The organism is Thalassospira profundimaris (genome assembly GCF_003326755.1).
Taxonomy (GTDB): Bacteria; Pseudomonadota; Alphaproteobacteria; order Rhodospirillales; family Thalassospiraceae; genus Thalassospira; species Thalassospira profundimaris_B.
The window spans coordinates 342,970-357,464 of sequence record NZ_JPWH01000001.1 but is presented as its reverse complement, the minus strand read 5'-3'; the positions used below and the strand labels follow the sequence as shown (position 1 = coordinate 357,464).

Here is a 14,495-nt window from a genome sequence, read left to right as displayed (position 1 = left end):
GGGGTCATCATGCACAAGATCAAGACGTTGCAATATCGGCAACGTTATTCATCATCAAATTTTCGGGTGTTTCGGGTCGCGAAAAATAATAGCCCTGCATTTCATCAACGCCATATTTCTGCAAACGCTTGGCAACCGTCAGGTCTTCAACCCCCTCGGCAATCACGCTCAGGCCCATTTTGTGGGCAATCTGAATGGTCCATTCCACAAACGAATTATCCAGCGTTTCTGTCATCATGCGTGACACCAATCCGCGATCAAGCTTGATGCCGGTATAAAAATTGTGACGCAATAATTGGATCGAATTGTTTCCGGTACCAAAATCATCAATCAGCAGCTGAACCCCCTGCTCCTTCAAAAAGCGGGCATTGCGCATAAAGGATGCAGAAAGAACCTTTGGATTATGCTCGGTAATTTCAAATTCCAGTTCGATATGCCTGCGGCGAAAATCGGTAACACGCTGCATCAGAAACTGGACAAAATCCATATTGCCCAGCGAATAGGGCGAACAATTGACCGAAATGCGTGTCGGAACACCCAATTTGGCCGTGAGGGTCTCTGCTGCCTCTTCAAGCAAATACAGCATGTTTGAGGTCATCTGGTTCATCACCGGATGATCTTCGCTCGCCCCGATAATATCCTCAAGGGTGAAACGCTGCTGCAGGCAAGCAAAGCGACTAAGCACTTCGCCCCCAACAATACTGAAATCCTTTGCTGAAACCCGTGGTTGAACTACAATACTGTGACGATTGTTTTCAATGGCATCCCCCACCTCAAGCGCCGACACCTTGTGTCGTGCCCCACTTGGCAAAGGACAGGACATGCTGTCACTCAGGGCTTCACGCAAAATGGCGGGGGAAACCGGTTTCGCCAGCACGCGGCTGACCATCCCGCGGTTAATGGCATCGCGCAGGGACAGGAAAGAAACATTGCCCGAAAGCAAAATGCGCGGCACAGTCGGCGCAATTTCGGACGCACGATGCAGGAATTCGATGCCATCCATTTCCGGCATCATCAAATCCACGAGAACGGCATCAACCGTCGAAAAATTTTTCGACAACCAGTCCAAGGCTGCAACAGCAGAATTATTGGTAATAATATGAAAGCTTCCGCCCAGGGTACGACGCACGGAAGACAACAGCATGTCATCGTCATCCACCATCAAAATGGTGGGCCGAAAATTAAGGGCTGCGTGTTGCATCTTGATCATTACCCCGTTGCACGAATCGTACCGATCTGGCGACCGCCTGCCTGTTATCCCTGTGCGATATGATTGCGTATCGGTGGACAGAACAGATAGGCTTCAGTCACAACAAGATAGGGTATCCGGATTTACGGCAATATCCCCAAACGAGGAGGGATTTTAATGAAACTATCCAGTTCGGGCATCAAAGTTGCCTTTGTCGATGATGACGACAACCTTCTGGCGGCACATCGCCGCAGTTTGCGCGGCATGGCCCTGGACTGGGAAGCCCTGTTTTTTAACAATCCCCAGAATGCCCTGGACGTTATTTCCGATGATGTCAGCATAGATGCTGCCATTCTCGACATTCACATGCCGATCATGACCGGGCTGGAGCTGGCGGCAAAATTGCGCAAGTCCCGGCCAGACGTCATTATCATCATGCTGACGGGCTATGCCGACCTTGAATCCGCCCTTGAAGCGGTTAACGAACATGGCGTGTACCGTTTTTATCCCAAACCCACACCATTACGCACCCTGCTTGAGGGCATATCCGACGCCGTCACAAAGAACCGCAACACCCAAAACCAGATCTCGTCGGCCTTTCTTGACATTTTCAATCTGGGGCTGATTGCAACCGACGAAAACCTGTCGGTCCGCCATATGAATGCCCAGGCCGCCGAACTGTTACGGCGCTGTCCGCTTTTGCATATCCAGTCCGATAACCGCCTGCTTCTGGAACGTGCCCCGGAAGACCTCGACAAGTTTTTAAACCCGCCGCCCGGACGATCGCTTCCCCAGCAAAAGGGATTTTCGCTGCAATCGGAGGATATGGCCGTATCCATCTTTCTTAAGCGCATTTCAACAGCAAATGGCGAAAAACCGGGCTTCATTTTTATTCTGGTCGAACCGGAAACCGTCGGTCCGCCCTCGGTTGACAATTTGATGGATGTTTTTGGCCTGACCCGGTCCGAAGCCCGGCTGACCCAGAAACTGGCCGAAGGCGTTGCCCTGGACGAGGCATCCGAAGCGGTTGGCATTTCGGTGCATTCCGCGCGCACCTATCTGAAGGCGATTTTCATGAAAACCGGGGTCAACCGGCAGCCGCAACTGTTAAAAACCGTCTTTTCCAGCATTCCGTCCCTGCGCGGTTAAAACCCAGCAAGGTGCATCAGGGATGTTTGGATAATTGCCGGGGCGGCAAGGCGGCCCGCCATTGTTGCAGGAAAATATTGCGTTTTGCCTGATCCAGCCCCACCAGCAGGGCGGGTGTCAACGCAATCGGGCGTAATTCCTGCGGGTCGGTATTTGGTGTTCGTCCCACCAGCCTTGCCAGCCGCGCCGGGCCATCAATGGGGGATAATAACCCGGCATCGCGTGACAAAATCGCCCGCCCCGGCGGCGAGAGCATGAAATCGATAAAGGCACGCGCCAAACCAGGCCGTTCGGCATTGCGCGAAATAAAGGCCGCCCGCGACATGATCAGGGTATAGTCGCTGGGCAGAACAATACCCACCCGGTCATCCCGGCCAATGCGCGAGAGCGCATACGACCCCAGGACATTATAACCCAGCAGCAACCGGCCATCGGCAACCCTGTCCAATATCTCGCCGGTACAGCAAAAAAGCTGCGCTTCATTCCGGCCCAGGCCTTCCACCAGGCGGCCCCAGGTACTGGCCTGAATGGCATCCTGAAAGGCAAATAAATAGCCCACACCAGATGTTTCGATATCGTAACTTCCAACTTTGGCGCGGAAGGTGTCGCTTTCCCGCAACAGATCAATCAGATCAAACCGGCTTTGCGGCGGGGGGCGATTGGCAAAAAAGGCCTTGTTATACACCGTTACGGCCGGTTCATAGGTGAGGCCAAACAGTTCATCGCGCCATTTGGCCCAATCGGGCAGGTTTCCCCCCACATTTGGTCCTGGCGATTGCGCACACCCGTCATTGACCAGCTTCAATTGCTGATCAATCGACGAGGATATGATCAAATCTCCGATAAACCGATCCTGCGCACAGGCCTGTTCAACAGCGGCATTCAGTTCATTGGTGGTTATTTCATTATATGTAATCAAAATACCCGGCCAACGTTCCTGAAAGGCTTCAATCACGGGCGCAATAACCATGTAATCGGTCGTACTTTGAATAACCAGTCGGCCGGAAATATCGGTCGGGACGGGAAATTCGCGATCACGCGCACTGGCAACCTTATCGGCCAAGGCCCACATGCCGGTTGCCGCGGCACAACAGCCCATAAGCCCCCACACCAGCCCCCGGATATAGCGATTACACCACATCTGGCGTGCCATTCTGCCACAGGATCCGATCATGATGTGATCACCGCAAATTCAAGGCCGATTTCAAAACCGTTGGCGGTTCTACGCCGCACCAGAACCGCCCCGTGCGATGCCGCAACCGACGATACAATCGAAAGCCCCAACCCCGCACTGTCCGGTCCGATCCCGTTGGCTGCAAACCGCTCTCCGATCCGGGCAGACATTTCGGCGGCTATGCCCTGTCCGCCATCGCGGACCAAAAGGCTGGCGTGACCGGCTTCAACCGGTGTGACACGCAAACCGACCGGCGGCTTGCCATGTTTCAGGGCATTGTTCAGCAAATTCTTAATCGCCTCGCGCAAGCTGATCGGATCACCGGTAATCATCACCGGTTCGTCGGGCAAATCAACCGCAATATCAGCCTCGGAAACGGCCCGGATTTCCCGTTCCGCTTCCAGGGCGAGACGCCGCAGATCCAGTTCTTCCGACACCGCCATATCGGCCCGATGCGCAATCAGGGCATGGCTTAAAAGCTGGTCGGCCAACCGCCCCAACCCGACAGTGCGTTCATGCAAACGCCGATGCAAGCGGGCCAAAACATCCGGGTCGGTTTCCTCCAGCGCCAGTTGCGATTGTGCCCGAAGGGCCGTAATGGGTGTCCGGATCTGATGGGCGGCATCGGCAACAAAATTTTGCATCGCCTCAATCCGCCGGTCCAGGCGACGCATAAAACGGTTAATCGCCTCTAGCAACACCGCAACTTCGGCCGGGGCGGCAATATCGATGGGGGACAGATCATTGACATCCCGTTCCAGGATGGTGCGTTCCACCCGGGCCAGCGGACGCAGGGCGATACGCATCACCACCACCACCAGCAACAGCAGAACGATCCCGGCGGCGGCAATGGTCAGCACCGCCTGGGCGGTAATGCTGTGCGCCAGCGCCAGGCGTTCGGATGTGGTTTGTGCAACAATCACTTTGACATCACCGGTCACAAACCGTTCGGCCAATTGCCGACGCAACATATAGGCACGCACATCCACGCCTTTGTAACGGGTATTGTAGGTTTGGTCCGATCCGGCACCATGCTTGTCATCTTTGGGCAGTGGCAGGTCGCCATACCCGGTCAGGGTTTTGCCATCCGGTCCGATTATGCGATAAAAAACCCGGTCTGCACGGGCCAGCGACAACAGCTCGAAGGCGGAAACCGGCAAATCGACATTGGCATGACCATCCGTTACCAAAATACGTTCGGCAATTTGCAGGGCCGCGCCACGTAACAAACGATCAAATGTTTCATCCGCCGCATCCTGCCCGTATTTATTGGCGGCAAAGATCGTTCCCAATAATACCACCGCCAAAATCACCGCCATTGCCATGCCCAAGCGCACGGCAACCGACTGGCGGGGATGGGTTATGGGAAGGACGGGAGGTGGTTTCATTCTGCTTTTTCTGCTTTTTCTGCCTGTTCGCCGGGAACGGCCTGATAGCCCAGCCCGCGCAGGGTGCGAATTTCCAGGCTGGCATCCGCCAGCTTGCGCCGCAGGCGCGCCACATATACCTCCACCGCATTCAGCCCGGCTTCGCCGGTCAGGCCATATAACCGGGAATAAAGCTCTTCTTTTTGCAAAACACGGTTCAAATTGGTCATGAAGGCTTCGAGCAAAATGAATTCGCGCCGGGTCAGTTCGATATCGCTGTCATTCACACGCACGGAATGATCGGCAAAATTGCAATGCAAATTCCCCACTGAAATACCGGCTTCATTCGCCCCATGCTTGCGCCGGGTCACAGCCCGCGCCCGGGCTTCCAGCTCGCGCAGGTCAAAGGGTTTGACCAGGTAATCATCGGCACCAAAATCCAGCGCATCGATTTTATCATCCACCTGCAGGCGCGCCGTCAGCACCAAAACCGATACACTATTTTTTGCCGCCCGCAGTTTTTTAAGAAAATCCAGCCCGGAGCCATCGGGCAGGTTAATATCAAGAATCATCAGATCATAGGATTCCAGACGCAAAAAGTGCCCCGCATCCTCGATCGTCGCGGCCACCTCGCAGACATGCCCCTGACGCGAGAAATGCGAAAGGATGGCGTCCGCCACATCTTCGGTATCCTCGACGATCAGTATTCTCAAGATGCTGCTCCTGTAATTTTTACGATGACAGGTTGGTGAAAGGTTGAGCCGCTAATCTCCTATACACCGTCGTACCGGAAAGGTGCGACCAGAAACTGGGAGGAATAACCATGAAAAAGATTGCCGCACTTGGTGCAGCAACCATCTTTGCTGCCTTGTCCTTTACATCTTCCGCCTTTGCTTACGAGCCCGAACAGCCCGAATGTATTGCCCCGGCCAATGCCGGTGGTGGCTGGGACTTTACCTGCCGCCAGATCGGCAAGGCCCTGTATGACCTGAAAACCATTGCCAGCCCGATGCAGGTTGTGAACCTGGCAGGGGGCGGCGGTGGTGTTGCCTATGCCGAAGTCGTTTCCAAGCGCAATGACGACAATGACCTGATCGTTGCTGCTTCTTCGGCCACCACTACCCGTTTGGCCCAGGGGGCATTCCCCGGCTCCACGATGGATCAGGTGCGCTGGGTTGGTACCATTGGTGCCGATTATGGCGTGATCGCCGTTGCCAAGGATTCGCCGATCAACACCCTGCCGGAACTTTTTGAAAAAGTTAAAGAAAACCCGCGCGGCGTTGCTTTTGCCGGTGGGTCGGCTGTCGGTGGCTGGGACCACCTGAAGGTTCTGATCGCAGCCAAGGCGGCAGGCATTTCCGATGCCCGCGCTGTCAAATACATCGCCTTTGAAGGCGGCGGGGAAGCCGTGACCCAGCTTCTGGGCGGTCACGTGCAGGCTTTCACCGGTGACATTTCCGAAGCCAAGGGCTTTGTTGATTCGGGTGATCTGAAGATTTTGGCCGTTCTTTCAGAAGAACGCCTGCCGGGTGCCGAATTCGACAAATTCCCGACCGCCAAAGAACAGGGTATTGACGCCGTTGGCGCAAACTGGCGTGGTTTTTATGCCCCCAAAGGCATGAGCGATGACGCCTATAACTACTGGGTCAAGGCGATCAAAGACACCTATGCCAGCGACGAGTGGAAAGAAATCATGGCCAATAATGGCCTGATGCCGCTTGCCAAATTTGGTCCGGACTTTGAAAAATTCGTTGCCGACCAGATCTCCTCTACCCAGCAACTCAGCCGCGAAATCGGTCTGATCAAGTAATTTCCCGCCCTTACGGAGCGCCGCACCCTTTTTGGCTGCGGCGCTCTCGTCATTTTGGAGACGTGCCATGAGTGACAGAGTTCTGGGCGTTGCATGCCTGTTGCTTTCTGCATTCTATATTTTCATGGCGACCCAGATTCAAACCAGCTTTATCACGGACTATCTGGGCCCGAAATTTTTCCCGATTCTGATTGCCAGCCTGCTGGCAATTGCCGCCATTTTTCCGATCATCAAACCCGATCCCGACCCGGACTGGCCCGGAATCGGACGTTTCGTCGAAATCATTTTCGCCGTTGCCGTGATGGTGGCCTACACCTATGCCCTGCCCGTGGTCGGTTTTGTTCTCTCAACCGCCATTACATCGGGCATCCTGAGCTGGCGTCTGGGGGCGAAACCCATTGCGGCCGCCATTGCCGGTGTATCGATCTCCGTGGGCATTTACGTCGTGTTCCACCTTGTTCTTCAACTCTCGCTGGCCCGCGGGCCCTGGGGGTTCTGACATGGATGTATTCTCTCAACTCGCCGACGGTTTTGCCGTCGCCCTGACATTCCAGAATCTGGCACTCGCTCTTGTTGGCTGTTTCATTGGCACCATCATTGGGGCCCTGCCCGGTCTTGGCCCGTCCAACGGTGTCGCCATTCTGATCCCGGTCGCCTTTACCCTGGGTCTTCCGGCAACACCTGCCCTGATCCTGCTGACCTCGGTTTATTACGGGGCGATGTATGGCGGGCGCATTTCCTCGATCCTGCTTAATATTCCCGGTGACGAACCGGCCCTGATGACAACCCTCGACGGCTATCCGATGGCCAAAAAGGGACAGGCGGGCGAAGCCCTGGCCCTGTCGGGGATTGCATCCTTCGTGGGTGCTTTTTTTGCCACCTGGGGCCTGGTTTTTCTCGCCCCGCAGCTGGTCAAGGTTGCCCTGCTGTTTGGTCCGGCGGAATATTTTGCCCTGTTTACCCTGGCTTTCGCAACGCTTGGCGGGATTGCCTCGCAAAATCAGGGAAAGGCGGTTATTGCCACCATGATTGGTCTGGGCATTGCCATGGTGGGTGTGGATCATCAAACCGGCGTGCCGCGCATGACCTTTGGCAATATCCACCTTTATGAAGGCATCGACTTCCTGGTCGCGATTGTCGGTTTGTTTGCAATTTCCGAAGTCCTGTTGTTCCTGGAACATAAGGCCGGGTCGGCCCCAAGCGAAGCCAACCAGAAACTCGCCCGTGTCACCGCACCGTTCTGGATGCTGAAAAAGACCGCCGGCACAATGGGCCGCAGCACCATTATCGGCTTTTTGGCCGGTGTTTTGCCCGGTGCCGGGGCCTCGCTGGGCTCGTTTGTGTCTTACACAATCGAAAAAAAGATCAGCGACAAAAAAGGCACCTTTGGCACCGGTGATCCGCGCGGTGTCGCAGCCCCGGAAGCAGGCAACAACGCGGCTGCCGGCGGGGCCCTGGTGCCAATGCTGGCCCTGGGTGTGCCCGGTTCCGGCACCACCGCGGTTCTGCTGGCCATGCTGATGGCATTGAACATCACGCCGGGTCCGCTGCTCTTTACCCAGCGTCCCGATGTGGTCTGGGGGCTGATTGCCGCCCTGTTTATCGGCAATATCATGCTTTTGTGCCTGAACATTCCGCTGGTCGGCCTGTTCGTGCGCGTGTTGCGTGTGCCAAGCAAATACCTGATGCCTGCCGTCACCATGATTTCCTTTGTCGGCATTTATGGCATTTCGGGTTCAACCTTTGACCTGATCATGATGATTATTTTTGGTGTCGTCGGTTATGTGCTGCGCAAGCTCAATATCCCGACAGTGCCGATCATTCTGGGCATTTTGCTGGGCAATGAAATGGAAACGAACCTGCGCCGGGCGCTGGAAATTTCCAATGGGGATGTCAACATCCTGTGGGGATCGCCGCTGACGATTGGCATCTGGATTCTGGCAATTGCCGGTTTCGTTGCGCCGTTTGTGGTGGGTCGCTTCCTGCGGCCGAAAAAAGACCCGACCGTCGCCCCCTAAGCATTTCATCAAAGGCCGGGATCACAGCCAGGATCCCGGCCTTTTTTGTATCTATTATGCGGGGATTTACACGTATTAAGATAGATTTGGCCCCTAAAACCTGTTTATTCAGGTTAAATGATAACGTCCCCCCATAAACAGATCAGGTAGAACATGGCTGTGCCATCCGGTTTGAACACTTTCCTGTCAGGTCTGACACCGCGTTTTTTCCGCTTGCTGTTTACCGCCCTTTTTGTCGGTTTGCTGGGGGGGCTTATTGCCGATTATATCGCCATGCCCCTGGCCTGGATGATGGGGCCGATGCTGGCAACCTTTGTTCTGGCCCTGTTACGCCTGCCAATGGCGGTGCCGATGAAATTTCGCGCCGTGATTTTGGGGGTTATCGGCGTTTTCCTTGGCGGTTCCTTTACCCCCGATACCTTTGACCATGCCGCGCGCTGGCCTGCCAGCATGATTGCCGTTTTGCTCTATGTGCCCGTTATTACCGCGATTATTACCTGGTTTTACATCAAGGTGGCCCGCCTGGACCCCGCCACCGCGCTATTTTCCGCCACGCCGGGTGGATTAACCCCGATGGTGGTCCTCGGCGCTGCGGCTGGCGGCAATGAACAGGAAATCGCCCTGACACAGGGCCTGCGTGTTTTGCTGCTGGTGATGTCCGCCCCCATGATCGTGTTATTAATGACCGGTGTTGTTGCCAACAGCCACGGCGACGGCCATGCCGCCATCATGACCCTGAATGAAGGCCTGCTTACCGCGGCCTGCGCCCTTGCCACAATATTGCTGTTTCGGCGCCTGCGCATTCCGGCGGCCGAAATGACCGGCGCGATGCTTGCCAGTGCCTCCCTGCATGTCAGCGGTATTGTGGTGGGCAATTTGCCCGACTGGCTGTTGTCGGGCAGCCTGCTTATTTTGGGGGCGGCCATTGGCAGCCGCTTTGCCGGGGTCAAACTGGCTTTTCTGGTCCGACTGTCGGGTTATGCCATATTGGCAACCATCGTGATTATCGGATTTACCGGGCTGGTGGCCTATGGCGTTTCGCTGTGGCTGAATTTGAATTTCATGGCGGTATTACTGGCCTTTGCCCCGGGCGGAGTGGCCGAAATGTCGCTCATTGCGCTTGCGCTGAATATCGAACCCAGCTTTGTCGCCTTTCACCATATCGTCCGCATTTTTGAAATCGTGCTGCTGGCCCCGATGCTGGCAAAATGGCTGCAAAACCGGCATTTGCGTAAATTGCAGGGCTGAAAATCCATACCCTACCCTTTACGCTAAAGCGCTTTGCAGCCATATGCCAAAACCGGCTATCGTCCAACTGTTACGGCCATTGGACCAACGACGGTTTGTACCGTGCGGACCGAAACACTGGCAAAACCGGCCGCCCGCACCGCCTGTGCGATCTGGTCTTTGTCAAATGACGTGGCGTTGCCCTTCATGGCCGGTACCAGCCGCCCAACAATATGGGATTCTGGTGCTGTTCGTTCTTGGCACAATTCTTCATGAAAGCTGACAAACACCCCACCAGGGGCCAGGGCCTTGTGGCAACGGCGCAAAAGCGCCTCAAGGTCGCGGGCATAATAAAGCGTCATCGACGCCCAAATCACATCCTGCTTCTCGGGCAAATCAACAAGGTTAAAATCCCCCTCAATCACGTTAACACGCTCACGGGCAGGGAAATCCACCAATTGTTCTTGCTTCATCCGCCGGGCCAAAGGCGGTAAATCAATGATTGTGACCTGCCGCGCCGGGTGGGAAGTCACAATTCCTTGCGCCAAAATCGATGACCCCGCCCCAATATCGAGAACATGCCGGGCATTTTCCCATTCCGGCAATTCACTAAGGCAGGCAAACATCTGCTTTCCGGCCACGGCCCGATGAAAAGCCAACAAGCTTTTGGCAGCCCCATCCCAGTGCTCTTCACTGTTCATATCCAGAGGTACCGTCTTTTCAGCCCCCCGCAATAACAGTTCAAGATCATCATGCCGGGTTTGCGAGAGCTGAAGGAACAATTCACCGATGGATTTTTTACCATCGCTTCGCAAGAAATCACCATATTCGGCGCGATTAGCAAACAGTCCCTGCTGTTTTTCAATCAGTCCCATCGCGCACAGGGCATTCAGGTATAATTCACAGCGCACCGCATCAAAACCCAGTTTTGTCGCCAGGTCTTGCGCTGTTAAAGGGGTCACCAAATGATCAAAAATACCCTGTGAAAAGGCAATTTTGACAACTTGCCAGCGCAACGGGGCCTGCACCAAATCAAACAATGTGGCGGGCAGCAGGTTATCTTGTTTATTCATCACGGAATTTACCATTTTACCCGCCAGTTCACCCCGATTGTGCGGGCTTGCCCGTCTTCTACAACCATACCCGCCATTGTTGCCGTCGCCCGGCGGTAGGTTTCCTGATCAAAAATATTGGACATCCAAAGCGAAACTTCCGACCGCCCGAGGCGATAGCCGATTTCCGCATCGGTAATGGCATAAGCATCCTGACGGGCGGTATTCTGACTATTGAAATAATACGGCCCCGACCCGTTAAGCCCGGCCTGACCAAACCAGCCATTTTCGCCATTTTGCCGATAGGAAAGACCCGCCGCATAGGTATAGCTCGCTGCCATTGGCAATCTGTTGCCCGAAAAATCCTGTGTCGCGCCCATGGCCGTTGTCGTCCGATAGGATGTTGCTTCGGCATGCTGCAACCCGAACGAGCCATAAACCGACCATTCCTCGGTTACGCGTCCATCGGCACTGACTTCCAGGCCATAAATTTCCGCTTCACCCGCATTTGAAACTTTCTGGTTTCCCCCAACCACAAAATCAATGATCTGCATGTCGGTGACTTTGGTGTGGAACAGGGAAAGATCCGTCGTTAACTGCCCATCAAAGGCCGCTAATTTCACGCCGGTTTCCGCCGTCCAGCTATATTCAGGGTCATAGGTAAAACCGGAAATATCGGTTGATTGCGCATAATTATACCCGCCGGGCAAATAGCCCCGCGCATAAGAGGCATAGGCCATCACACCATCGGAAACATCGTAAGAAAGCGAAACCTTGGGCAAGACGGTGGTTGTCGTCGTATGATCCGCATAATAGGCGCGGTTGCCCGTACCACTGTCATAATGCTGAGATCCTTCCTGGCTGATACGCTCAAGCCGTGCCCCACCGCCCAGGCGGACTTTTTCCGTCACATTGACTTCCACCTGACCAAACGCAGCCGCCCCGGTTTGTTCAATATCTGTCAGGCGGGTTGTGCGCGGGGTGGAAAAGCGAAAATCGGTATTTGACCATTCATAAAAACCATACAAACCCGCCAGCCACCGCCAGTCCGAACCAGGCTGATCGGATGACAGGCGCACTTCCTGGGACAGGGCATCGTTTTGATTGGAAAGCTGCGTGGGCAAGGATGGCAGGGTCCAGGCATCAAGATCCATCTCAAAGTCACGGTCATAATGCGCCCAGCCCGAAACCGATGTCAGCTTCAAACCATCAAAGTCATGATCCACCCGCAGGGATTGAACGGCACTTAAACTGTCATCATAACTTGTTGAATTATAGTTGGTCACAAAACGGTCGGTCGCCCGTGCCCCGTCGGTATAGCGAATACGCTGCTTGCCAAGATTTTGCCGGTCAATCACGCTTTTTAACGTGATTTCGGTATCATCACCGGCCCAAATACTCAGCCCGGCCGAACTGGTGAAATTATTATCATCACCACCCTTTTTGCTGTCATCATACTGGTTGTAATAGACGCCATCCGTTGTTTCCCCCCGCAGGGCAAAACTTACGGCGGCCTTGTCCGGCACAATCACACCTGAAACCCTGGCATTGGCAACATAGCCCGGCACCCAGTTTCGCGCGCCATCCTCAAAATAGGTTTCCAGCCCCATTTCGGCACTGTTTGACCAGTCCGGTGTTGCGGTAGAAACCTTGATGGCGCCTGCTTCGGTATTGCGCCCATACAGGGTTCCCTGCGGCCCTTTGATAATTTCCATGCTGTCGGCATCAAACAGGCGCGGCGCCTGCATGGCACCATGCGGCAAAGCCACATCATTAACAAAATATCCCACCGGGTCCTGCATGGATGTATCCGTGGCCGTCATGCCTCGAATCACTACACGCTTTAAAATGGTGCTTTGTTCGATCTGAACATTGGGCACCTTTTTTGCGATCACGGCCAGATCATCCACCATCGGCCGGTCCAGGGCAGATTTCCCGAAGACCGAAACACTGCCTGGAATACGATCCAGCGTTTCCTGCCAACGCCTTGCATCAATCACCACCGGTTCCGTTTGAAAAACCGATACGGGATCGTCTGTCTTTTCCGTTTTTGGCCCTGCGCCCTCCTGGGCGGTAGCCGCCATATTGCCCAAACAAACCGCCATAACAGAGACCGTGGCACCAAGGCCTCTTTTCCCGATACGCATCCTTTGTACCCTTCCCTTTTCCAGGTTAATCCGGTGAAAAGGCTTAGTGCGTGTTGGAAAAAGCCGCGATCAAATGCCGAACACGGGAATATCAAACGGCGAACGCATATTTACGGCGCAAAAACAGGGAGATGACGCCAATCAATACCAACAGAAAAACATTCAGCACATAAGGTGCGATTTCGGAGACCTGATACAGCCCCGCCCCGGCCACCGGGCCTGCTGCCATGCCAATTCCCTGGGCAATGGCATTTATTCCCGCCCCACGTGCCTGCGCATCCGGCCCCACGGCAAGGCTTAACAAAGCCAGATTTCCCGGGATTAACAACCCCAGGGAAATGCCCAAAAAAATCATTGATAATGTCAGGGGCAATAATGTGGGCGCTGCCACAGCACCGATCATGGCCAATATCGCCATGATCGCCCCGCTTTGCAGCAAAACAGCCGGACGCCAGCGCAACATACGCACACCAATGCCCTGGGCCACCACCATGCCTGCCAGTGACAGCATCATCATCCTGCCGCTTTGCTGCATGGCCTGTTCCGCTGAAAAACCCATCACATCCTGCAACCGCAAAGGTGTGACCTGATACAACAGCCCGTAAACAGACAAGCCGCAGACAGTAACCATCAAAAACGGCACTAAACCATATAAATTGATCCGCCCCCCGTTTGCCGGGAACAAAGATGACGCCTGTTGAGGCACGACTTTGTGTGGATCATCCTGCAGGGTCAAGACCAGCCCCACAATGGTAAACAGGATAAACCCCGCAATCAGACCCAATGCCGGAAGCAGGGCTGTCGCACTCATCAGCCAGGCAACAATACCGCCCAGAATGGACCCCAGCCCAAAGGCACTTCCCATCAGTGCCATTGCAGAAGCCCGCTGTTGCGGACCGGAACGATCAGCCAGCCACGCCTGGGCGGCCGGCATCAAACCACCGCCCAACCCCACCTGAACAAGCCGTGCGCACAGCAAAACGGCGAACAAACTGCCAGGATGATCAAATGCCGCGCGTTTATATAGAATTCCCGCTAACAGGAGCAAAAACCCAACCGCGGAAATCAAAGCCGTCAATAAAACCGGGCGACGGCCTTTACGGTCACTAATGGCCCCCCAAAACGGACCGGACAGGGCCAATAACAATGCCGACATGCCAACCAAAAGGCCCGTCTGCATATCACCAAACCCAAATACCCGGCCCAAAGACGGCATCACAATCAGGATAAATGAATGTCCTGTTGCATTTGCAATCAGCGCCCCAACCAGACATCTCCGGGCAATCATGTCTGTTCTGCTAAAACCTTCCGGTTTGGCAATGTTCCGATCCATCTGATCCCTTCCCATGATCCGTGACGAAA

Annotated in this window: 12 protein-coding genes; 5 read left to right on the top strand and 7 right to left on the bottom strand. The window is 54.7% G+C overall.

From position 1 onward, the window contains the following. Nucleotides 1-19: 19 nt before the first annotated feature. Nucleotides 20-1,201: an EAL domain-containing response regulator gene (locus tag TH25_RS01630; protein WP_181847338.1), complete on the bottom strand. Its 1,182-nt coding sequence runs from the start codon at nucleotides 1,199-1,201 to the stop codon at nucleotides 20-22. Nucleotides 1,202-1,366: 165 nt separating this feature from the next. Here TH25_RS01630 and TH25_RS01625 point away from each other — a divergent pair, with 165 nt between their 5' ends. Then, nucleotides 1,367-2,338, top strand: coding sequence for a DNA-binding response regulator (locus TH25_RS01625; protein WP_114086669.1), 972 nt, complete (start codon nucleotides 1,367-1,369; stop codon nucleotides 2,336-2,338). A gap of 16 nt (nucleotides 2,339-2,354) precedes the next feature. On the opposite strand, the gene TH25_RS01620 is transcribed toward TH25_RS01625, so the two are convergent. From TH25_RS01620 to TH25_RS01610, 3 genes are read right to left on the bottom strand one after another with little or no spacing between them, the layout of a single operon-like run. Further along, nucleotides 2,355-3,491 (bottom strand): ABC transporter substrate-binding protein, encoded by a 1,137-nt coding sequence (locus TH25_RS01620; protein ID WP_181847336.1) that lies wholly within the window; start codon nucleotides 3,489-3,491, stop codon nucleotides 2,355-2,357. A 17-nt stretch (nucleotides 3,492-3,508) separates the two neighbouring features. Further along, entirely contained in the window at nucleotides 3,509-4,900 is a 1,392-nt protein-coding gene (locus TH25_RS01615) for a sensor histidine kinase (protein WP_114086667.1), read from the bottom strand. Then, nucleotides 4,897-5,592 (bottom strand): response regulator transcription factor, encoded by a 696-nt coding sequence (locus TH25_RS01610; protein ID WP_114086666.1) that lies wholly within the window; start codon nucleotides 5,590-5,592, stop codon nucleotides 4,897-4,899. Before TH25_RS01610 ends, TH25_RS01615 begins: the two co-directional genes overlap by 4 nt. A gap of 110 nt (nucleotides 5,593-5,702) precedes the next feature. Here TH25_RS01610 and TH25_RS01605 point away from each other — a divergent pair, with 110 nt between their 5' ends. The 4 genes from TH25_RS01605 to TH25_RS01590 all read left to right on the top strand — a co-directional run bounded on the left by TH25_RS01605 (nucleotide 5,703) and on the right by TH25_RS01590 (nucleotide 9,955). Further along, nucleotides 5,703-6,689 (top strand): Bug family tripartite tricarboxylate transporter substrate binding protein, encoded by a 987-nt coding sequence (locus TH25_RS01605; RefSeq protein ID WP_114086665.1) that lies wholly within the window; start codon nucleotides 5,703-5,705, stop codon nucleotides 6,687-6,689. Nucleotides 6,690-6,756: 67 nt separating this feature from the next. Beyond that, the gene (locus TH25_RS01600; RefSeq protein ID WP_114086664.1) at nucleotides 6,757-7,188 is read left to right on the top strand and encodes a tripartite tricarboxylate transporter TctB family protein; all 432 of its coding nucleotides are present in this window, start codon (nucleotides 6,757-6,759) and stop codon (nucleotides 7,186-7,188) included. A gap of 1 nt (nucleotide 7,189) precedes the next feature. Further along, nucleotides 7,190-8,707 carry a tripartite tricarboxylate transporter permease gene (locus TH25_RS01595; RefSeq protein ID WP_114086663.1) on the top strand — a complete coding sequence of 506 codons (1,518 nt, stop codon included), beginning with the start codon at nucleotides 7,190-7,192 and terminating at the stop codon, nucleotides 8,705-8,707. A 153-nt stretch (nucleotides 8,708-8,860) separates the two neighbouring features. Continuing rightward, nucleotides 8,861-9,955 carry an AbrB family transcriptional regulator gene (locus tag TH25_RS01590; protein WP_114086662.1) on the top strand — a complete coding sequence of 365 codons (1,095 nt, stop codon included), beginning with the start codon at nucleotides 8,861-8,863 and terminating at the stop codon, nucleotides 9,953-9,955. A gap of 56 nt (nucleotides 9,956-10,011) precedes the next feature. Here TH25_RS01590 and TH25_RS01585 read toward each other — a convergent pair whose 3' ends face one another. The 3 genes from TH25_RS01585 to TH25_RS01575 all read right to left on the bottom strand — a co-directional run bounded on the left by TH25_RS01585 (nucleotide 10,012) and on the right by TH25_RS01575 (nucleotide 14,466). Continuing rightward, complete coding sequence (locus TH25_RS01585) at nucleotides 10,012-11,007, bottom strand: methyltransferase (RefSeq protein ID WP_258549009.1); 996 nt, start codon at nucleotides 11,005-11,007, stop codon at nucleotides 10,012-10,014. An 8-nt stretch (nucleotides 11,008-11,015) separates the two neighbouring features. Further along, entirely contained in the window at nucleotides 11,016-13,133 is a 2,118-nt protein-coding gene (locus TH25_RS01580; RefSeq protein ID WP_114086660.1) for a TonB-dependent receptor, read from the bottom strand. Nucleotides 13,134-13,224: 91 nt separating this feature from the next. After that, nucleotides 13,225-14,466 carry an MFS transporter gene (locus TH25_RS01575; RefSeq protein WP_181847332.1) on the bottom strand — a complete coding sequence of 414 codons (1,242 nt, stop codon included), beginning with the start codon at nucleotides 14,464-14,466 and terminating at the stop codon, nucleotides 13,225-13,227. Between the last annotated feature and the right edge of the window lie 29 nt (nucleotides 14,467-14,495).

Coding starts and splice junctions, on each gene's coding strand:
- TH25_RS01590 (WP_114086662.1), top strand. CDS start 8,861: ATGGCTGTGCCATCCGGTTTGAACACTTTCCTGTCAGGTCTGACACCG.
- TH25_RS01605 (WP_114086665.1), top strand. CDS start 5,703: ATGAAAAAGATTGCCGCACTTGGTGCAGCAACCATCTTTGCTGCCTTG.
- TH25_RS01630 (WP_181847338.1), bottom strand. CDS start 1,201: ATGCAACACGCAGCCCTTAATTTTCGGCCCACCATTTTGATGGTGGAT.
- TH25_RS01575 (WP_181847332.1), bottom strand. CDS start 14,466: ATGGATCGGAACATTGCCAAACCGGAAGGTTTTAGCAGAACAGACATG.
- TH25_RS01600 (WP_114086664.1), top strand. CDS start 6,757: ATGAGTGACAGAGTTCTGGGCGTTGCATGCCTGTTGCTTTCTGCATTC.
- TH25_RS01625 (WP_114086669.1), top strand. CDS start 1,367: ATGAAACTATCCAGTTCGGGCATCAAAGTTGCCTTTGTCGATGATGAC.
- TH25_RS01580 (WP_114086660.1), bottom strand. CDS start 13,133: ATGCGTATCGGGAAAAGAGGCCTTGGTGCCACGGTCTCTGTTATGGCG.
- TH25_RS01620 (WP_181847336.1), bottom strand. CDS start 3,491: ATGGCACGCCAGATGTGGTGTAATCGCTATATCCGGGGGCTGGTGTGG.
- TH25_RS01585 (WP_258549009.1), bottom strand. CDS start 11,007: ATGAATAAACAAGATAACCTGCTGCCCGCCACATTGTTTGATTTGGTG.
- TH25_RS01615 (WP_114086667.1), bottom strand. CDS start 4,900: ATGAAACCACCTCCCGTCCTTCCCATAACCCATCCCCGCCAGTCGGTT.
- TH25_RS01595 (WP_114086663.1), top strand. CDS start 7,190: ATGGATGTATTCTCTCAACTCGCCGACGGTTTTGCCGTCGCCCTGACA.